The following is a 21,094-nucleotide window of genomic DNA, read 5'->3' as shown; positions in this document are numbered from 1 at the left end:
TAAAAATTCTAAAATGAAACTACCTTGGATAAAACTATTTTTTGTAGGAGCCATGCTCTGGCCAACTACCCAAGCAAATGCCCAAACGGATACCCTTAGAATAATGAGCTTTAATATTCTTCACGGCGCAACGGTTAAAAACGATTTTAACCTAGATACTCTTGCTGGGGTGATCAATAGTTACCAACCCCATTTAGTAGCCTTACAGGAGGTAGATTTTAAAACGAAGCGTGCTAGGGAATACGATCTGCCAACGGAACTAGGGTATAGGACCAAAATGGCCTCTCTTTTTGCACGTGCTATGTATTATGATGGTGGGGAATATGGCGAAGGAGTCTTATCCCAATATAGTTTTGTGGAAACCGAGAATTTTGCGTTGCCCCATTTGCCAGATTCCGAACCCCGTGCGGCATTGATCGTTAAAGTAAAAACAAAAAATGGTAACACCATACAGTTTGTGGCCACCCACTTGGATCATTTAAAGGATAATTCAGATCGGGTACTACAAGCAAAAGCTTTAGTGGAAAGACTTAAAGATTCCCCATATCCTACTATTCTCACCGGAGACCTAAACGCCGAACCAAAAGATGAATCCATAAAATTGTTGTTGGGAGAATTTACCAAACCAAATATACCCAATGCCTATTTACCAACTTGGCCTTCAGACGACCCAAGAATAAATATAGACCATATACTGTATAATATGCCTCAAAAATGGAAGGTAACAGATTATAGGGTGCTTTGCGAAAACTATGCCACGGATCACTGTGTGGTGATGGCTACTTTGGTATTTACTCCTTAGTCAGTTGTTGCTGTAAATAAGAGCCACGTACCAATTTTGCAGTCTGGTGCTCCCCAGTATGACTCCAACCGGGTGGCATAAAAAGATATTTGCATTTATTTATAATACCTGGAGCTTTTCTAATATCATGGAATAAAGCGATAAACTCCCCAAAATAAACATCGAAAAAGTTCCCAGAATTCATTTTTCGGGTAATACCATATTCAATGACGAGATCATCCTGTTCCTCCTGATAAGTCCCAAAAACCTTGTCCCAGATATTCAGTAAATTACAAAAATTGGTATCCATATACAACGGATTTCGTGCATGATGTACCCTATGATGGGACGGAGTAAGAATAATCTTGTTCAAAAAACCCATCTTTCCATCTTTCATCATATTTTCACCCACATGTATAAAGGCGCCATACGTTCCATCAATAAACATGATCAAGAATAGTAATACCGGTTCTACTCCCATTAAAATACAGACGGTGGTCCTTATGGCATCGGCATAGGGTGCCTCCAGAAAAAAATGGGCATGGGTCACGGATAGGTTCATTTGCTCAGGGGCATGGTGGGTAGAATGCAAGCACCAGAATAGCCTAACCTTGTGTCCCCAATAATGGTATAGAAAGTGTCCGAATTCCCAAACGATATACCCATATATAAACCAGTACCAGGTCATTTTGGTTTGGAACAGAGCAAAAGGTTGAAGCCATCCAATAATCAAGGTAACCATAGCTAAGGCTATAAAACGCCCAATAAACCGGTTGCAAACATAAATGAGAAAATTCACTTTGTAGACCTTGGTATTTGGTTTTTTATAGACTAGGCCAAGGATAAACTCCAAAATCAGTAGTAAGGGAATAATAGGATAGATTAGGGATACCACACCATCATAGGTAGTAAACACACTGAAATCTCCAGACTGCAATAATTCCCAAGCATTTCCAACGCCAAGAAATCCAATAAGTTCTTCTATAAAGGTTTTTAGTATGTCCATTTTAAATACCTAGATTATTAATTAGGGTATAATTTAATAATAAAAATTAAAGAATATTCTGATTGGGAACAACTCTACCGCTGCGTATATGCTGCCATGAATTGTTCTTTTTGTGTTATTTTGTTATGGAATAAGTAAAATATTCATTTCTAATTGGTTACTTGCTTATAATTATAAAATTACAACGTCTATTGGCCAAATGTTGCCCATTACTGCAGGGAATGCCATTGGCACATTCGTTAATCAGTCGGGATTCCCCATATCCTTTAGCACTCACAATTCGTGACGCATTAATACCCTTTTCAATAAGGTAATTTTGGGTGGAAGTGGCCCTATTATTAGACAATTCCATATTAATTGCTGTTGATGCCCTAGAATCGGTATGGGCTTCAATCTTTATTTTTACGCTTGGAAAGGCGTTCATAAAGCTCACTATTTTGTCCAATTCCTTTGCCGCCTTATAAGTGATGTTGTAGCGGTTCAAATTAAAAAATATAGGATTAATCCTTACCTTTTCTACACCACCCTCATTGGTAACAAAGCTCGAAAAAGGGGTCAATTCTATGTTGTTTAGGTCTTTGTAAAGCTCAGGTGTATCAGCATTATTAACGGTCTTAAGTTCTTGCTTATATTCTGGTTTTAAAAAGGCAAATATATGATTGAGAGTAGGGGATATCAATGCTTCAAAATTACCTTCTTCGTCTGTGAAGGTTTCTGTAATTAATTTATTTGCTTGGTCATAGACCTTTACTATAACATTTGGGAGCGGTGCTTTGGTAATTTCGTTTATAATATTGCCCTTATACGGCATCATTTCGGCTATTTCTAAGAATCGATATATATCGTCATCTCCTTTGCCATTGACCCTATTGGAAGAAAAATAGCCAGAATTATTCTGGTCATTTATAATCAGGGCGAAATCATCCATATTGCTATTGATGGGAGATCCCATGTTTTTGGGAATGCCATAGCTGTTAGCAGGCTCAATTTCTGATTTAAAAATATCCAGTCCCCCAAGTCCAAAATGACTGTCCGAGGCAAAATACAAGTACTGTCCAGAAGTATAAGGAAACATTTCCCTTCCTGCAGTATTTATGGTAGGACCGAGGTTCACGGCAGGTCCTAGGTCCCCATCCTTATCAATATCCACATAATAGATATCCGTTTCCCCAAAACCTCCGAACATATCGGAGACAAAAAAGAGTCGTTTTCCATCCTTGGTTAAATAGGGATGTCCATAAGAATATTTGGGATTATTAAACTTTAAGGCTTTGAGGTGCACAATTGAATCTCCCACCACCTCTCCTCTTAATATCTGCATATTGGAGAACCCTTTTGGATTTACGACTAAGGAGTGATTATTGATGTAATTTTGGGTAAAATAAACGGTCTTAAAATCGGACGAGTAGGTGAGAGTTCCTTCGTGAAAGGAAGATTGAATATTGTTATGGAATTTCTGCACATCACTTAGTTCCCCGGTAGATTTGTCCCTCTTGGCCGTAAGAATGGAAAGATACGGTTGGTTGTTCCATGAATACATAGCGTCTTCGGATAACATAGGAGTTCGGCTGGAGGAGAATACAAGGGCATCCTTGTAGTACATTGGGGCAAAGTCTGAAAAGGGAGAGTTAATTTCCATGTTGGAAATTTGATATCCAGGGTTTTGCGCCATAAGGCTATCCAAATACTTTTCCTGCTCTAATATAGTTGCTAATTTTTGCTGGTCATAGTCATAGTATTCCTTTATCAAACTATTGGCCGCCTCATATTCCTGTCCAGCTTTTAGGCTTTGTACGTACTTAATAAAGATTGCTTCACCCACTCTTTTATCTTTAAGTTCATAGAGTTTTTGATACCAAATTTTTGCATTGGTATAGTCATTTATATTAAAATAACTTTCTGCCAAACGTTCTACAAATAAGGGTCGTGATCTTTTTTTTTCCGATTCCAGATGGTGGTAAATTGTTATGGCTTCCTTAAAATTTAAATTTTGAAAATGCTCGTTGGCTTCCGATCTAGAATACTGTGCCCAATGGACATTACATAGAAACAACGCGAATATGGAAAGGAGTAGTTTCATAAGTCTATACTTAGAAAAATCTGGGTGAGCGGGCGTTTGGTTCCCACCTTGGCACTAGGTACTTAATGATTATTTCGTGGGAACCTTGATTGTAATCTCCTATATCAGATATATTATAATCATAGGAATAGCCCATAAAAAGGTTTCTTGATATTTGAAATCCTGCCAAGGCACTATAGCTGTCCTTAAGCCTATGGGAGGCGCCTAAGGTGAATTTATTCAGAAATAGCACGTTTAGGGAGGTGTCTATGGTTAGAGGGGCATTATCTATGAGCTTGACTAATACGGAGGGCTTTAATTTTAGGGCGGCGGAAATATCCACTACATAACCCCCTATAAAATAGAAATGATGATCCCTGGTTATTAGATTTTTATCACTTACAACATTGGATTGTTTTAGTAATATGCTGGGAACGGAAAATCCGACATACCAATTCTCGCTGAATACAAAAACTCCAGCGCCTATAGCGGGAAGGACATTGAAATAATCGTCATAACTAAAAAGAATATCGTCCTCATCATAATAACTGCCTTTGGAATAATCCATCTCCAAAAAATTGACACCTGCATTGATGCCCAACGACATTTTTATTTTTTTGCTGAGGTTTAAGTAGTACGAGAAAATGGCATTTGCGTTAAATTCTGTCGATGGGCCAATGTTGTCCTTATATATGTTAAGCCCCAAGCCAATTCTATTATTGATAATTCCCGAAACGGTAAGTGCCTTTGTTTCAGGAGCGCCCTCAATCCCTATCCATTGTGCCCGGTAACTCAAAGTGGCATCCATCCGGTTATTTTCATTGACGTATGCAGGATTTATAGTGGTGGTATTATACATATACTGGGTATATTGCGGCAATTGCTGCGCCATCAGCCTTCCTCCTCCAAAGAGAAAAAACAGTACAATGATTCCTATATAACATTTTCGAATAATCTTCATTGATTAGTTTAAAGTATGTGCCCCATTATTCCTTTCTTAAAAATAACCAACCAGTTTTGTTTTCGCTTAAACCATTGGTTTTTAGGCTGTAAAAGTAGGTTCCTGTTGGTAATGGGGATCCTTTGCCCAAACTTCCGCTTACATTGGCAAAGCCGCGCCAATCATTTTGGTAGCCTTTTTTATGATAGACCAAAGCGCCATACCTGTTAAAAATCTGGAGGACCGATTCTGGGAAAGTTTCTATACAGTCTATCCTAAAATAGTCGTTATCTCCATCATCATTAGGTGTAAATTCATTATAAATCGTGATGCACGATGGTTCCAAAGTTATTTCCGCACTGTTGTTCTGCAAATTTTTGTCCTTGGGAAAAGCGCTCTCTATAGTAGAAATACTGCTATAATCCCCATTGGGTGTTGCCTCTACCTCTATATATAGTACTGCAGTTTCCAAGGATGGAAGCGATGAAAGAGTCCAAACTCGGTCGGATGGATTAAAACTCCCGTTGGTGGTTTTTGCGTTAATGTATGTAAACCCACGGCCTAATTGTTCATTAATTACAATATCGTTAAAGACGGATGTTCCATCGTTTTGTACGGTTATGGTCAAAATCACTTTTTCCCCAATGATGGGTCGCTTGTTGTTCACCGTTTTGGTAATTGTAATATCCGACGGCTCAATTAGGGCTATTTTAACCGGCAATCTGTCCACACTTTCACAATTATTGATCACTTGGGAAGCAAAATACTTTATACCATTTTCTAAAGGGGTATCAAAATGCAGTAGTTTTCCTTCTACCGGTGCATCGTACCAAATAATGTTTGTTTCAGTTACTTTTATATCCCCAATGGTAGGATTTTCGGAAGTTGAAAAAACTTGAACAGTATCGTTGGTTGTAGGTGACGAAGGAACACCTAATAAAACGGAGATGGCCAATCGTCCAGGACTCTCATCATTTGCTATTATTTGTGCTGCATAGTAAGTGGTATTTTCTTCCAGAAGACTGCTTGGATCCAATGGATTACCATTGGTCTCTTGGTGATACCAAATAACATTGGATTCATTTATTTGAATGGAGTGTAGGGTAGGCCTATTTAAAGCACAGAACTCTTGAGAGCTGTTCTTTGTTGTAGGAGGCAATGGGTCACCATACCTCCCTATTCTCTCTGTAAAGTCCTCCTTAAGGAGATCAACTGTCTTGTTTACCTTGGAAACAGCTTTGGGTACCATGGTACTATTAGCATGAGTTGTTAAGGCAAATAGCAGACAAAAAAGAAAATAAAAATTTCTGGTCTTAATTGAATAACAAAATTCCATTTTTTTAAATAAATCTTGTTCTATAACGCAGAAAAAAACAAAATATTTAATTAAAACGCTATAAATGGCAAAAGATGATACCGGCTTCAGCTGTTTTTATCAAGGAGTGAATGGTGATGGGAGTAGTGGAAATAAGTGAATTATAAGAATTTATTGTAATTCCTTAGGAGCTTTATCTCGGTGTTTCCATCTTCTATGTGTCCATAGGTAATAATCCGGCTTTTCCCTAATCTGTTGTTCAGTTAGTCTTAAGAATTTTTCAGTAATCTCATTTTTTTCGGTTTCCTTTCCCGAGACGGTTATGGGAATAAATTCTGCGGCGTAATACCCTCTTTTAATCTTGGTGACTTTTAGAAAAACTACCGCAAGATCCAATTTACGAGCCAAAGCTTCCGCACCATTGTAGATAGGAACTTTTACACCCATAAAATCGCTCCAATAGTGCGCCCTTTGGACTTGTGGCGATTGGTCACTTACCATCCCATATACTGCAGTTATTCCCTTACGCGCATTGGAAACTACAGTTTTTGGAGTTTCGTTGGTAGTAATAGGGGTCGTGTTCCATTTTGCCCTTATCCTTTTCACCATGCGGTCAAAATAAGGATTGCCAATTTTTTGATATACAGCATATCCCTTGGCGTCTACATAATTATTGATACTAACATTCCACTCCCAATTGGCATAATGGGAGCAAACGATCAAAATACTTTTGTCCTTCAAAATTTCTTGAAGCACTTCTAAATTGGTAATGCGATATCGTTGTTTCACTTTTTCTTTGGAGAGGGCCATTGTCTTCACCATTTCTAAGAACATATCACACATATGATGATAAAAGGATTTCCTTATTCGCAATAATTCGTCTTTGCGCTTATCGGGAAAAACGAGGTTTAAATTAGATAATACGATATCCTTACGATATCCCACTAGATGGTAGACCAGAAAAAATATAAAATCGGAAAAAGCATAGAATAATCTATAGGGTAAAATAGAGATAAGCCATAAAAAAGGATATACCAAGACGTAAACAAGAAGCTGCATGCAAAGAGGATTAGGCTAAATATAATTATATTTGGCGTCAAAGATAATCCATTTAAATATGAATAACATCCATTTAGCTACTATTGCCATAATGGCGGTCAATGTAATTGCCTCCTTAAAAGGCTTTAATGACACCTATTTTTTTGAACGTTATAAATTTGGTGTTGGTGCAATACAGACAGGGCAGAAAGACAGAATGGTTACCTCAGGGTTTTTGCATGTAGATTTCTCCCACCTTTTCTTTAATATGTTTACGCTCTATTTCTTCTCAGATGTGGTCATCAACTGGTTTGGGCCTGGAAAATTTTTGATATTATATTTTATAAGTCTTGTAGCAGGGAGCCTTTTGGCTATGTTTTTCCATAAAAAAGAACCGCATTATAGTGCTGTTGGTGCAAGTGGGGCGGTAACAGGTGTACTTTATGCTGCTATTTTATTGGAACCGGGAATGCGATTGGGAATTATGTTTATTCCCATTCCCTTGCCAGCCTACGTATTAGGGATATTATATTTATTCTATTCCATATACGGAATGAAAACCAGATTGGGTAATATTGGCCATACCGCACATTTTGGGGGCGCAATTGGTGGGTACGTTACTACATTGTTATTTAAACCAGACCTCCTAGTTACCGATACTTGGATGGTACTTTTACTTGCAGTACCCATTATCATTCTTTTTATACTCGGTAAATTGGGTAAATTGTAATATAAAAAGAGGTCTATCAATACTTTTTACAGTAGTGGTAGACCTCTTTATGTAAACTTGACTTAATCTTAATTAAGTAATTCAGAAATTTTCTCTTCCAAGGCAGGGCCCCGTAAGTTTTTTGCGATGATCACTCCGTTTTCATCCAAGATAAAAGTAGCGGGAATAGCATCAACATTGTATAATTTGGCAATGGCATCGTCAAAATAATCCAAACTTGAGATATGGTTCCAGGTTAGGTTGTCATCGGCAATGGCCTTTTTCCAATCTTCTTCCTTCCGATCCAAAGAAACGCCAATGATATTCAATCCCTTCTCGTGGTATTTGTTGTATACATTTACTACGTTAGGATTTTCTACCCTACATGGCTTGCACCAAGCAGCCCAAAAGTCGATTATGGTTACTTTTCCCATAGCTTCTTTTAGGGAGATCTTGCCACCATTTGGAGTAGGACCTGAAAAATCAGGAGCTATAGCACCAATGGAAGTAGATTTTCCTTTTTCTTCCCGTTCTTTCGCTGCAGTTAAGCTAGCAGCTATTTTTTTACCAGTTACTGTTTCTTTTATTTCTGGTGTTAGTGCATCGTACATTTCTTGGGCCTCTGCACTCTCCACTATTCTACTATTTAATACTTTATCTATTAAAAGAGCAGAGATAAGTCCGTTGGGGTTGTCCTTTATAAACTGTAATTCAAAGTTTTTGTACTCTTCTTGCAATTCGGCAAACTCGTCTTTAAGCGAATTTACAGTGGCTTCATTTCCTGTCATGCTTGCCTCCTGAAGATCTTTCTGTATAGACATCGCTTTATCGGATAGCGATCTGGAATTGTCCAAATATTTAAAGAATACATCGTTCTGGACAGTTCCCGTTACCTTGGCGAAATTTAGGCTGTCCTTTTGAGCGGTTAGCTCTATGGTACCATTTTCGGCTACAAGTGGGGTATATCCCTGAACTTGGTCTACAAATACATAGATCAAATCTGGGGAAGCTGCAGTACCCTTAATACTAAATTTACCGTCTACAACGGTAGTAGTATCAATATCGTAGGGCTGATTGCTCTCGTTGATCTTACGTATAAATACTTGCGTACCGTCCTCAATGTCGCCAGTCAATGTACCGTTTAGGACATAGCCTTCTGGTTTGTTGTTGCACGCAACCAATCCGATGATTACGGAAAGGGATAAAATTAATTTCTTCATTGTTATGTTGTTTTAATTGGCGCAAATGTACTTATATATGGTAAATAAAAAAAGCCAAAAGCAGTCCAAGAAGGCTCAAGGCTTTATTAGTTGAATAGAGGTAAGCACCTTAGAATTGGTAACGTACGCCTAGGGCAATATCGAAATCAAAGTTATTTGAGAAATTTTTGTAGCCCACCAAACCTATCTCTGGTCTAAAGTCCAAAGAGAGCAATAAGGGGAAATCAAAATTGTATTCCACCCCAATATCTCCGGCAGCAAATATAAATAGGCCGCCATCTGGAGTACGTTGGTTATTGTTGTTATCCGGAACAGAAGCAAAATCTACACTGCCCAATCCGCCACCAGCACCGTAGTACCAATTGAAATTGTCATCTATAGGAAAGATCCACTGATAAAGTCCGGATAATTTAAAGGCGTCAAAATACCGACTGTCTCGCCAGCCAAGGTTAGCTTCCAATCTGTTGTATTGAAATAAGGATTTTTGATAGGAAATCTCAGCGCCAAAACCATCGCTGTCCCCCAAGCGAAGACCAATGGAATGATCTGAAATTTCTTGGGCGCTAACGGAGTACCAAGAACAACACAGTAACAAAGCGAATAATTTAACGATTTTCATAGGGGTTCTAATTTTAGATATAGTTAAAAATGAAAAATTCATGGTTAAGCTCAAACAATAATAACTTAATTTAGTGCCCAAAATTGTTTGAGTTGGATAAAAATATGCTAAATTATTTAAAAGATCATTTAGATGGTGAGTTGTTTGTGGATAAATTAACAACCACCTTATACGCAACCGATGCTTCGGTTTATAGGAAAATCCCAATGGCCGTTGCCTATCCCAAAAGCGAGGCCGATATTAAGAAATTAATTTTATTTGCGAAGGAAAACACTATAGGCCTCATTCCCAGGACTGCAGGCACCTCATTAGCAGGTCAGTGTGTAGGTGAGGGCATAGTGGTAGATGTTTCTAAACACTTTACCGAAATACTTTCCTTAGATACAGATAAAAAACAAGTTACTGTTCAACCAGGGGTAATCCGTGATGAATTAAATCAATATTTAGCGCCTTTCGGCCTATTTTTTGGACCCAATACCTCTACCTCTAACCGATGTATGATAGGGGGTATGGTAGGTAATAACTCCTCGGGAACCACTTCTATACAGTATGGGGTAACCCGTGATAAGGTGGTTTCTATGAATACTTTTCTTTCCGATGGGAGCAAGGTCCAATTCAGCAGCCTGTCCCAAAACCAATTTTTAGGAAAAATGTCCCTAGAAACCTTTGAGGGCGATATTTATCGGAACATTCATAAAGAACTTATAAATAAGGAAACACAAGAAGAAATTCTATCGGAATTCCCCAAACCTCAAATTCATAGAAGAAATACTGGCTATGCTGTTGATGAGCTACTTAAGAGTAGTGTGTTTGGCATGGGAGATGAGGGATTAAATCTTTGTAAATTATTAAGTGGGAGCGAAGGTACCTTGGCATTTACCACCGAGATCGTACTGCAATTGGATGACATGCCCCCTAAGCTTTCCGCAATGGTGGTTACCCATTACAAGTCTTTGGAAGACTGCTTAAGTGATGTGGCGCCACTAATGGCACATAGCCTTCATACCTGTGAGATGATGGACAAGGTTATTTTGGATTGTACCAAAAACAACCGTACCCAATTGGAAAACCGGTTTTTTGTGGATGGGGACCCCACCGCACTGTTAATGTTGGAGGTGAAATCGGATACCGAGGAGGATTTGGAAAATCAACTACAACAGTTGTTGAACACCGTAAAATTATCCGGACTAAGCTACGCTCATCCAATACTTAAATATGATGATATTAACAAGGCCGTAGAATTAAGAAAGGCGGGCTTGGGATTGTTGGGAAATATAGTGGGGGATCGTAAAGCTGTGGCCTGTATTGAAGATACTGCCGTAGCCGTGGAAGACCTTAAGGATTTTATTGGGGAGTTTTCCCAAATAATGAAGGAATATGACCAGGAAGCGGTATACTACGCTCATGCCGGTGCAGGAGAGCTGCATCTAAGACCTATCCTTAATCTAAAAAAATCTACTGATGTAGCTCTATTTAGGGCTATTACCACTGACGTGGCAAAACTTACCAAGAAATACAAAGGGTCTTTTAGTGGGGAACATGGCGATGGAATTGTAAGGGCAGAGTTTATACCCCTAATGATCGGGGAAAAGAATTATGAGCTACTAAAACGCGTGAAAAGTTATTTTGACCCCCAAAATTTATTCAATCCTGGTAAAATTGTGGATGCCTATCCCATGGATCAATCCTTGCGTTATGAAATAGACCGGAAAGAACCGGAAATAAAGACGTTGTTGGATTTCTCAGATAGTGAGGGAATCCTGAAGGCTGCAGAAAAATGTAATGGGAGTGGCGATTGTAGAAAGACACATCATATGTCAGGAGCCATGTGTCCAAGTTATCATGCGACAAAGAATGAAAAGGACACCACTCGTGCACGTGCGAATGCCCTGCGCGAATTCTTGACCTCTTCAGACAAAACAAATAAATTCGACAATAAGGAACTTAAGGAGGTGTTTGACCTTTGCTTAAGCTGTAAGGCCTGTTCTAGCGAATGCCCTAGTAATGTGGACGTGGCTACCTTGAAAGCGGAATTTCTCTATCAGTATCAGGAAGAAAATGGATACCCGCTACGAGCAAAACTTTTTGCCTATAATACCGCCCTAAATAGATTGGGGAGTAAGATGGCAGGTTTTACGAATGCAATCTACGATTCCAAATTTTTGGGAGGATTGCTTAAAAAATCGGTGGGAGTGGCTCCCGAGAGGAACTTGCCAAAGGTGTACAAAGTAGATTTTGACAGCGTGCTAAACACGGCAAAAGAGGCCAGTAGTGTTACTAAATCCAAGGTTGTTCTTTATATAGATGAATTCACCCAATTTTTAGACGTGGAATTAGGAAAGGATGCTATTGAGGTCCTGACAAGGTTGGGGTATGAGGTAGAACTTTTTTATGCAGAAAGTGGACGTACCTTTATTTCAAAAGGATTCTTAAAACAGGCAAAAATCCTGGCCATAAAAAATGTGGAGAAGTTAATGGAATTTTCCGAAAGGGGGCTTCCTGTCCTTGGATTGGAACCTTCTGCCATTCTTACGTTTAGGGACGAGTACAAGCGATTTGGGATGGATAAGAAAAAGATGGAGAACATCGCCAAAAATGCATACCTAATTGAAGAATTTTTGTCCAAAGAGATTAAAGCTGGCGTCTTGACTTCCGCTTCCTTTACGTCAGAGGAGAGGACGGTTAAAATTCATAATCACTGTCATCAAAAATCAATTTCCAACCAGAAGGTGACTTTTGATATTCTTAATCTGCCAAAAAATTATAATGTTTCTATAATTAATTCTGGTTGTTGTGGAATGGCCGGATCTTTTGGCTACGAAAAAGAACATTATGAGGTGAGTATGCAGGTAGGGGAGTTAAAATTGTTCCCTGCCGTACGTAAAACCGCCGAGGAGGTAATCATTGCTGCCAACGGCACTAGTTGTAGGCACCAGATTTATGACGGTACCAATAGAAAGGCATTGCACCCTATTAGTATTTTAAAGGAGGCCTTAATCAATTAGATTGGGGCTTATGCTTGCTTAGGGTACAACAGTTTTTTGGAATTTTATTATTAAGTGTAAGAAACTGCTTTTTTGGCAACAATAAGGAGCTCTTCCATTTTTCTATCTCTTTTTTAAGATTTACCTTTGGTTGCTTAAGCCCGATAGGGTTTATAAGCAATACGAACCTATTACTTTACACAGGATATGGCAGGAAATACTTTTGGTACCCTTTTTAAATTGACCACTTTTGGAGAATCGCATGGCGTGGCCATAGGCGGCGTATTAGATGGTTGTCCCGCAGGCATAACATTGGATTTAGATGCTATTCAAGAAGATTTAAATAGACGTAAACCTGGACAGTCGGCCATAGTAACCCAACGGAAGGAACCAGATACCGTAGCGTTTTATTCTGGACTCTTTGAAGGAAAAACTACGGGAACACCCATAGGTTTTGCCATTCATAATACCAATCAGAAATCGAATGACTACTCCCATATAAAGGACTCCTATCGCCCTTCGCACGCCGATTATGTGTACGACCAAAAGTATGGATTTCGGGATTACCGTGGAGGGGGAAGAAGCTCTGCCCGCGAAACGGCCAGTAGGGTAGTGGCAGGGGCCATTGCCAAACAATTCTTGGGCGATATGAAAATTAATGCCTTCGTTTCCCAAGTAGGAAATTTAAAACTGGATAAAAATTATCAGGAATTAGATTTTACGTTGATAGAGTCCAACCCAGTACGCTGCCCAGATCAGGAAACAGCGGCAAGGATGGAGGAGTATATAAAGCAAATAAAAAAGCAGGGAGATACCGTAGGTGGCATAATTACCTGTGTCATCCAAAATGTCCCGATTGGCTTGGGAGAACCTGTTTTTGATAAGTTGCATGCCGAATTGGGGAAGGCTATGTTGTCTATTAATGCCGTAAAAGGTTTTGAGTATGGCAGTGGTTTTGAAGGCGTAAAAATGAAAGGTAGCGAGCATAACGATAAATTTAATACGGATGGGACCACTCAGACCAATTATAGTGGAGGTATTCAGGGAGGTATAAGTAACGGCATGGATATTTACTTTAATATTGCTTTTAAGCCGGTAGCTACGGTTATCCAAGCTTACGATACTATAGATAAAGAGGGTAACAAGGTGAGCACGCAAGGCAAAGGGAGGCATGATCCCTGTGTAGTTCCAAGGGCTGTACCTATCGTGGAAGCCATGGCTGCCTTGGTAATGGCAGATTTTAAGCTGCTGAACCGGACCATTACATTATAACTACTTATTTTTTTGGCGCGTTGCATCTCAAAATAGTATCTTACCGGCCTAAATCAGTTTTTTTATGAAGAAATTGGAGTTGCATTGGCAAATTTTATTAGGAATGCTGGGCGGAGTATTTTTAGCCTTGGCGTTGGTTCAATTTGAATGGGGTCCTAAAATAGTATCGGACTGGATTAAACCTTTTGGTAATATTTTCATCAGCTCCTTAAAGCTAATTGCAGTTCCTTTAATTCTAGGCTCCTTAATCAAAGGTGTTTCCGATTTAAAGGATATCTCCAAATTGTCCAAAATGGGCGGTAGAACTATTGGTATATATATTCTTACCACGGTAATAGCCGTTTCTATAGGTCTAACAATAGTTAATATTATTAAACCTGGAGCGTCGATCAGTGAGGAGACCAGAAATGAGTTGGTAGAAAATTATAAGGGGGATGCCGACTCTAGGATCCAACAGGCAAATAAACAAAAAGAAGCCGGACCCTTAAAGGCATTAGAAGATTTGGTGCCTAACAATATCTTTAATGCGGCAAGCGATAACGGCAATATGTTACAGGTCATATTTTTCGCTATATTTTTCGGGATTGGACTGATACTGATACCAGAAGAAAAGGCCGCCCCGGTAAAGAAATTCTTTGATGGATTTAATGAGGTTATCTTAAAATTAATCGATCTAATTATGTTGGCAGCTCCCTACGGAGTATTCGCCCTTTTGGCTGCTTTGGTAGTAGAATCGCCCAGTTTAGACCTCTTTAAGGCATTGGCATGGTATGCAGTTTGTGTTCTTAGTGGTCTTATACTAATGATAGGGGTGTATATTTTGATCGTTTATTTGGTAACCAAACGCAGCCCCTCGTTTTTTATATCGGGGATATCCCCAGCACAATTATTGGCGTTTTCTACCAGTTCTAGTGCAGCAACTTTGCCCGTAACAATGGAACGTGTTGAAGAGCATTTGGGCGTGGAGGAAGAAGTGACCAGTTTTGTATTACCTATTGGGGCTACTATAAACATGGATGGTACAAGTCTGTACCAAGCAGTTGCTGCCGTTTTTATAGCTCAGGCCTTTGGAATGGATCTAAGTTTTGGAGTTCAATTGGGAATTATTGTCACAGCAACATTGGCCTCTATAGGCAGTGCAGCAGTTCCTGGGGCCGGGATGGTTATGTTAGTGATAGTGTTGGCGCAAGCGGGTATCCCCGAGGCCGGATTGGCATTGATATTTGCCGTAGACCGACCGTTGGATATGTGTAGGACCGTTGTTAACGTTACCGGAGATGCCGCCGTTTCTATGGTGGTCGCAAAATCTCTAGGCAAATTAGGGGACCCCAAGGTTAAAAATTGGGACGACGAATACAAAATGAGAAAGTAATCCTAATTTTTACTTTCTAGGGTGTAATAAAGGAAATTAATCAGCAACAAATTATTTTCAAAGGTTTGTAATTTCGAAGGATTGTTCCTATAAATTAGTGCAATCTTATTTTGTAATTATGAAAAAACCTGCCTTACACTGGCAAATCCTTATAGGGATGCTTTTAGGGTTGCTTTTTGGGTTGGTAATGTTATGGGTATCCGGGGGTAAGATGTTTATTCAAAATTGGATCAACCCCTTTGGAATTATCTTTATCAATCTTTTAAAACTGATTGCCATTCCTTTAATTTTAGCTTCCATAATAAAAGGAATCTCAGATTTAAAGGACATCGCCAAGTTTAAAAGTATTGGTCTGCGTTCCATCACACTATTTATACTGACCACGATAATAGCGATTGTTATTGGTTTGGTGCTGGTTAATATCTTTTCCCCAGGGAAAGGAATCTCACCAGAGACCATAGCTAGGATTACCAATGATTATGCTGCTGGGCAGGGGGTGCAGGCCAAAATAGCCGAAGCGTCCCTGCAAAAAGACTCAGGTCCCCTACAGTTCTTGGTAGATATGGTGCCCGATAACGCTTTTAGCGCTATGAGCGATAATAGATTGATGCTTCAAGTGATATTTTTCTCTATTTTTCTAGGGGTATCCATGTTGCTGATAGGAGAGGCTCAGGCGAAACCCTTAAAAGCTTTTTTTGATTCCTTGAATGATGCCGTCTTAAAAATGGTGGATCTAATCATGATGACCGCACCCTTGGCAGTTTTTGCGCTCTTGGCCAATGTGGTGGTAAGCTCTGGAGATCCAGATTTATTGCTGGCATTGTTGAAGTATGCAGGCGTGGTGCTTTTAGGACTCTTTCTTATGATCCTTTTTTATTGTGTGGTTTTACTAGTGGTAGCCGGAAAAAATCCGATCTGGTTTTTAAAAGCAATAAGTCCTGCACAACTTTTGGGGTTTTCTACAAGTTCTAGTGCAGCAACCCTACCAGTAACCATGGATAGGGTAGAAAATCACCTTGGAGTGGACAAGGAAGTTTCCAGTTTTGTCCTTCCTGTAGGGGCAACTATAAATATGGATGGGACTAGTCTTTATCAGGGAGTAGCCGCAGTTTTTATTTCCCAAACCTTGGGGCATCATTTGGAGATTACAGACCAATTGATCATAGTGCTCACCGCCTTATTGGCCTCTATAGGATCGGCTGCAGTACCAGGAGCAGGAATGGTGATGTTGGTCATTGTTCTGGAATCCATTGGATTTCCCAGCGATAAGTTGGCTGTTGGCTTAGCGTTGATCTTCGCGGTAGACAGACCATTGGATATGGCAAGAACAGTAGTAAACGTTACCGGAGATGCAATGGTGGCCATGGTGGTTGCAAAGTCGGTAGGAAAACTACACGATATGCCGAAATAACAGAAAAAGTAATTTGGTTTAATAATTAATAGTTGGAATAATGTTAAAGGAAGAAATACAAATACAGATGATGCTACAGTATCCACATATATTTGAAATTGACGCGAATTTAGACCGATTGGTAAAGAAAATAGAGCTTCTTACCTATCTAAATCCACTGAATATTGAAAAGGAGAAACAGCGATTTTTTGCTTCCAAATATATTGATGCCCCCATTTTTAAGTATAAAAAACTGCAATTTGATCCGTATGAATTGCACCGATTACTTTTTTCCCAGCGATTAGATCAGATTCAGGACACTCAAATACGGAAATTCTATCAGGAAGTAATTTACTATTATGCCAATATGATCCAATGTATTGAAACCATTGGATTGGGAAGAAAATTTTATTACAATTCCCTTAGGGTCTATGGGACACCAACGGATATAGATGTTCAGAATGCACGGTTTATCCTCCATTTTAAAGAGGAATCCATGGTAAATGAGTTTGATAAAAAATATTCCCCTGAAGATGCAAAGCACTATTTTGAGGAATATGCAAAACAGTATACATTCCCTTTAAATGTCACTTATTCTACAAGTATAGCTGCTGATGCCATGGTGAGCAATAATACACAGTCTCTTTTAATTAAAAAAAATGCCAGTTTTAGCAAGAACCAGTTGCTTACCTTGGCCCATCATGAGATTGGAGTGCATTTGGTAACCACTTATAACGGACTATTGCAACCATTAAAAGTTTTTTCGAACGGATTTCCCAAAAATGTGGAGACTCAGGAGGGCTTGGCTGTTTTTAGCGAGTATATGGGAGGGGCGCTTACCTTAAAGAGGTTAAAAGAATTGGCTTATAGGGTGCTAGCTTCTGATAGTTTAATTAAGGGCTTTAGTTTTTCTGATACTTTTGATATGCTTCACGGGCAGTACAAACTAGATCGGAACCAAGCTTTTACCATTACAATGCGGGTGCACCGGGGTGGAGGATTTACAAAAGACAGACTGTATTTAAGCGGATTGAGAAAAATTTATAAACGTTATAAGAATGGAGTGTCCATGGATTCCTTGTTAACCGGAAAAGTATCCTTGGAGGAGGAAGATTCCATTTTGAGGTGGAAGGAGATGGGCCTATCGCAACCCATTACCCATTTTAATGCTGCCTTTAAGGAAAATAGGAATACTGATAAGAAATTAGATTTTATTTTGGATAATTTAAAATAGGGCTATAAATTCATTTTAATCGAAGTTGGAGCTAAAGCGCCTGTTAGTAGTATAGTGAATAGGGAAAGAAAAGTTACCATTAATAATTCTTATTAAATTTATCATAAATTATTGTTGACCACTTTTGGGATAATTATATAGTTTTTAATATCTTTGCACAGTTACATCAAAACACATATCAATCATGTTCGAATTTGACCAATATTTAGGGTTTTTAGCTTTTACAACCATCTTGCTCATCGGTTTTTGGTTGATGATTTTCTTGTTGACCTTTGTAGTGCCTTACTGGATTGGAGGTTCCATCCTTGAAGCTTTAAAAGAAAAACGCGACGCAAAGAAAGCAAAGCGGGAAGAATAACATATTTTGATTATAAAGATTTAAAAGGGAACCAATTGGTTCCCTTTTTTTGTTGTTCCCCTATCGGGTAGTTTGAGGATTTTGACTTGAATTTCCCGTGATAAATCATGGGGAAAGATAAAAGACTACAAACTGGATTCTGCCATAATAAAAATACTAACGTTTTCGGCTAAAGCCCGGTGTTAATTGACACCACCTTCATTATTTTTAATAAAAAAAACCTGCCCAGTTTAAACTTGACAGGTTTCATTATTCTTTTATGAAAATTGATAGGGGTATAAACTATTAGCCTTCAAAATCCATATCTTCCCCTCCGCCATTACGACCTTGTCCATTTTTTCCTTTCTGACTCTGAGGTTGATTAAATCGGTATTGAAAGGAGAGTGTAATTTGTCTCTCCCTCCACTGAAACTCGCTATAGGTCAATACATTAGCGGTCCTAGTTTCACTCGTACGTTTTCTGGTATTGAAGATATCGCTCACATTTAATGATATTGAGGCTTTATCCTTTAATATATCCTTACTCAACGCCAGATCGGAGCTTAACATCCCTTCTCTAGTGCTCTGTGCATCTTTGGAGGGGCCCATATAAAAGAAGTTGGTCTGAAAATCGATCTTTCCTGGCAATGGTAATTTAGCGCTGAACCTTGTGAACCACGAGAAATCACTGGCATCAAAATTCTGCACTATGGTTTCGTTGTTTGTGTTTACATAGGTATAATCACCTTCTAAATTTTTTTGAAAGGCATTTAAGTTCAAGGACAACCTCCAATTTCTCTTAGGGGTATAGGTAGTGGTAAATTCCATTCCGTAACGTTCTTCAGTCGCTAAATTAATAGGACTTCTCACTTGAACTGGTACTACAATTGGATTATTGGGATCATCTGGGTTATCTATAGATACGAAATCTCCTGTTTCTCTAGCAACAAATTGAAAAACACCAGTGGACCTATTATAATATCCTGAAGTGGTAAAGGACATATTGCTCCATCGTTTTAAATACCCTAGATCATAAGCATCGGTAAAAGTAGGATCTAGATCTGGATTCCCTTGAAATAGATTGGTGTTACTGGACCTAGAAGGGAAGGGGTTAATAAACCTAGACCAAGGTCTTCTTAGCCTTTTACTGTAGCTCAATGTAAATTGTTCAGTTTCAGAAAATTCATACCCTAAAAACACTGATGGGAACCAATTTACATAATCTTTATTGGTGATTTCGTTGGTATTGATCAACTCTATTCCTATGTCGGAAGCTTCCATTCGCAATCCTCCAAGAATACTAAATTTATTGAACTTGGTTCCCAATTGGGTATAGGCGGCATTTACGTATTCCTTATAATTTAATTCATTGCTGAAGTTGGGATCGCTGGTAAAGCTACCATCTTGCTGCTGTAGACCAAAATCAAAATCGGTATTGTTATTGTTGAAAGTTCCTCGATAACCAATTTCAAACTGGGATTGGTTATCCTTTCCAAAGGGTAGTACATAATCCATTTGAACCAATTGCGATATTTGCGTTTGGGCATCAATGGTCTTTTCGGTATCTAAATCTATATTATCCCCTAGTATTACTTCTTTTATAAGGGAATTTTCATCATCCATTCCTTTAGAATACTGGTAGTCAAAAGTAAGTTGGTGACCATCTTCATTAAATTTCTTTTGATAATTAAGGGAGTATTTTACTTCTTCCTCAAATTCATCCTCCCATGTAAATCTGTTTCTTCGTATAGTGGGGTTCTTATTGGCGTCGAAGTTGAAAAAATCTACATCCACCGTATTTTCTCCATTCGATTTACCAAATACAAACGAATTGGTGATGCTGCTGGTTTTGTCCAAAAATAATTCGAATCCAACATTGGTATTAAAGCTTTTATCCTGTCTCTGATAATCCCTTATCTCGTCCTGAAAGCTTAGTGTATTGCCATTGGCATCAAAGTTCTCTTGATTGAATAAGGCATTTCCGGGACCACTGCGGTAACGATAGGTGGTATTGGTGAAGATATTGAAATTATCCCTTCTTAGATTTAGACTTAAAGACCCTCCGTAATTATCGGGGTGTCCAGCATATACATTTACAGAACCATTGAGTCCGGCTGTTTTGCTTTGTTTTAGGATAATGTTCAAAATCCCTGCTGTACCTTCGGCATCGTACCGTGCAGAAGGGTTGGTAATTACCTCTACTTTTTCAATGGCATCCGAAGGTAATTGTTGAAGTGCCTCTGGACTTAATCCTGATAAAGCAGATGGTTTTCCATTGATTAGGATCCGTACACTTTCGTTCCCACGCAAACTAATATTTCCTTCAACATCCACTGAAACTGAAGGAACATTGCTTAGTACATCGGTAACGGAACCTCCTTTTACCGTTAGGTCCGATCCAACATTATACACTTTTTTATCCAACCGCAATTCAACGGTAGTACGTTGTCCAACGACCTCTACTTCTGCCAATTGGGCAACATCTAAACTTAGATTAATGACCCCTAGGTCTGATGGGCCCTTTAAAGTATAATTATCAATTTTATATGATTTGTAGGAGATATATTCTACACTAAGATGGTAATTACCCGGTGCTGCCTCTACTTCAAATTTCCCTGTGCCGTCTGTAATACCACCAGTTACTTTGTCTGGATTGCTAATGCTTTGTAGGACCAAGGTGGCATATTCCAATGGCTCCTTGGTTTCTTGATCCAAAACTGTCCCAGTAATTTTAACAGGTTCTTGTTGATTCTGGGGACTTTGGGAATAAGCGGTCAATGTTAACAGCAACAATGTTACTGGAATTAGTTTTCTCATA

General features: G+C 38.9%; 16 protein-coding genes. 8 read left to right on the top strand and 8 right to left on the bottom strand.

What is annotated here, in order from left to right:
* The first annotated feature begins 13 nt into the window (after positions 1–13).
* Positions 14–802, top strand: coding sequence for an endonuclease/exonuclease/phosphatase family protein (locus tag KCTC52924_RS18180; protein ID WP_251807788.1), 789 nt, complete (start codon positions 14–16; stop codon positions 800–802).
* Here KCTC52924_RS18180 and KCTC52924_RS18175 read toward each other — a convergent pair.
* The 5 genes from KCTC52924_RS18175 to KCTC52924_RS18155 form a co-directional block, all read right to left on the bottom strand.
* On the bottom strand, positions 792–1,787 hold the full coding sequence (locus KCTC52924_RS18175) for a sterol desaturase family protein (RefSeq protein WP_251807787.1): 996 nt from the start codon (positions 1,785–1,787) through the stop codon (positions 792–794). The genes KCTC52924_RS18180 and KCTC52924_RS18175 overlap by 11 nt on opposite strands.
* A 157-nt stretch (positions 1,788–1,944) precedes the next feature.
* Positions 1,945–3,867, bottom strand: coding sequence for an OmpA family protein (locus tag KCTC52924_RS18170; protein WP_251807786.1), 1,923 nt, complete (start codon positions 3,865–3,867; stop codon positions 1,945–1,947).
* A 10-nt stretch (positions 3,868–3,877) separates the two neighbouring features.
* A complete protein-coding gene (locus KCTC52924_RS18165) occupies positions 3,878–4,807 on the bottom strand; it encodes a type IX secretion system membrane protein PorP/SprF (RefSeq protein WP_251807785.1) in 930 nt (309 codons plus the stop codon).
* Positions 4,808–4,832: 25 nt separating this feature from the next.
* Positions 4,833–6,035, bottom strand: coding sequence for a gliding motility-associated C-terminal domain-containing protein (locus tag KCTC52924_RS18160; RefSeq protein WP_251807784.1), 1,203 nt, complete (start codon positions 6,033–6,035; stop codon positions 4,833–4,835).
* A gap of 237 nt (positions 6,036–6,272) precedes the next feature.
* Positions 6,273–7,160, bottom strand: a complete 888-nt coding sequence (locus KCTC52924_RS18155; RefSeq protein WP_251807783.1) for a lysophospholipid acyltransferase family protein — start codon at positions 7,158–7,160, stop codon at positions 6,273–6,275.
* Positions 7,161–7,218: 58 nt separating this feature from the next.
* Here KCTC52924_RS18155 and KCTC52924_RS18150 point away from each other — a divergent pair, with 58 nt between their 5' ends.
* Positions 7,219–7,869: a rhomboid family intramembrane serine protease gene (locus tag KCTC52924_RS18150; protein ID WP_251807782.1), complete on the top strand. Its 651-nt coding sequence runs from the start codon at positions 7,219–7,221 to the stop codon at positions 7,867–7,869.
* Between the two features lie 68 nt (positions 7,870–7,937).
* On the opposite strand, the gene KCTC52924_RS18145 is transcribed toward KCTC52924_RS18150, so the two are convergent.
* Together KCTC52924_RS18145 and KCTC52924_RS18140 are read right to left on the bottom strand one after the other, a co-directional pair.
* Complete coding sequence (locus tag KCTC52924_RS18145) at positions 7,938–9,068, bottom strand: TlpA disulfide reductase family protein (RefSeq protein WP_251807781.1); 1,131 nt, start codon at positions 9,066–9,068, stop codon at positions 7,938–7,940.
* Between the two features lie 109 nt (positions 9,069–9,177).
* Entirely contained in the window at positions 9,178–9,687 is a 510-nt protein-coding gene (locus tag KCTC52924_RS18140) for a hypothetical protein (protein ID WP_251807780.1), read from the bottom strand.
* Positions 9,688–9,791: 104 nt separating this feature from the next.
* On the opposite strand from KCTC52924_RS18140, the gene KCTC52924_RS18135 reads away from it, so the two are divergent.
* The 6 genes from KCTC52924_RS18135 (at position 9,792) to KCTC52924_RS18110 (ending at position 18,297) form a co-directional block, all read left to right on the top strand.
* Positions 9,792–12,692 (top strand): FAD-binding and (Fe-S)-binding domain-containing protein, encoded by a 2,901-nt coding sequence (locus KCTC52924_RS18135; RefSeq protein WP_251807779.1) that lies wholly within the window; start codon positions 9,792–9,794, stop codon positions 12,690–12,692.
* Positions 12,693–12,878: 186 nt separating this feature from the next.
* Complete coding sequence (gene aroC / locus KCTC52924_RS18130) at positions 12,879–13,943, top strand: chorismate synthase (RefSeq protein ID WP_251807778.1); 1,065 nt, start codon at positions 12,879–12,881, stop codon at positions 13,941–13,943.
* Positions 13,944–14,007: 64 nt separating this feature from the next.
* Positions 14,008–15,315 carry a dicarboxylate/amino acid:cation symporter gene (locus KCTC52924_RS18125; protein WP_251807777.1) on the top strand — a complete coding sequence of 436 codons (1,308 nt, stop codon included), beginning with the start codon at positions 14,008–14,010 and terminating at the stop codon, positions 15,313–15,315.
* Between the two features lie 118 nt (positions 15,316–15,433).
* The gene (locus KCTC52924_RS18120; protein WP_251807776.1) at positions 15,434–16,726 is read left to right on the top strand and encodes a dicarboxylate/amino acid:cation symporter; all 1,293 of its coding nucleotides are present in this window, start codon (positions 15,434–15,436) and stop codon (positions 16,724–16,726) included.
* A 40-nt stretch (positions 16,727–16,766) separates the two neighbouring features.
* Positions 16,767–17,939: a flavohemoglobin expression-modulating QEGLA motif protein gene (locus KCTC52924_RS18115; RefSeq protein WP_251807775.1), complete on the top strand. Its 1,173-nt coding sequence runs from the start codon at positions 16,767–16,769 to the stop codon at positions 17,937–17,939.
* Positions 17,940–18,123: 184 nt separating this feature from the next.
* Complete coding sequence (locus tag KCTC52924_RS18110; RefSeq protein WP_251807774.1) at positions 18,124–18,297, top strand: hypothetical protein; 174 nt, start codon at positions 18,124–18,126, stop codon at positions 18,295–18,297.
* A 285-nt stretch (positions 18,298–18,582) separates the two neighbouring features.
* Here the strand turns inward: KCTC52924_RS18110 and KCTC52924_RS18105 are convergent, their stop codons facing one another.
* Positions 18,583–21,093, bottom strand: a complete 2,511-nt coding sequence (locus tag KCTC52924_RS18105; protein ID WP_251807773.1) for a TonB-dependent receptor domain-containing protein — start codon at positions 21,091–21,093, stop codon at positions 18,583–18,585.
* Between the last annotated feature and the right edge of the window lies 1 nt (position 21,094).

This window comes from Arenibacter antarcticus (assembly GCF_041320605.1).
Taxonomy (GTDB): Bacteria; Bacteroidota; Bacteroidia; order Flavobacteriales; family Flavobacteriaceae; genus Arenibacter; species Arenibacter antarcticus.
This window is presented reverse-complemented; position numbering and strand designations above follow the sequence as displayed.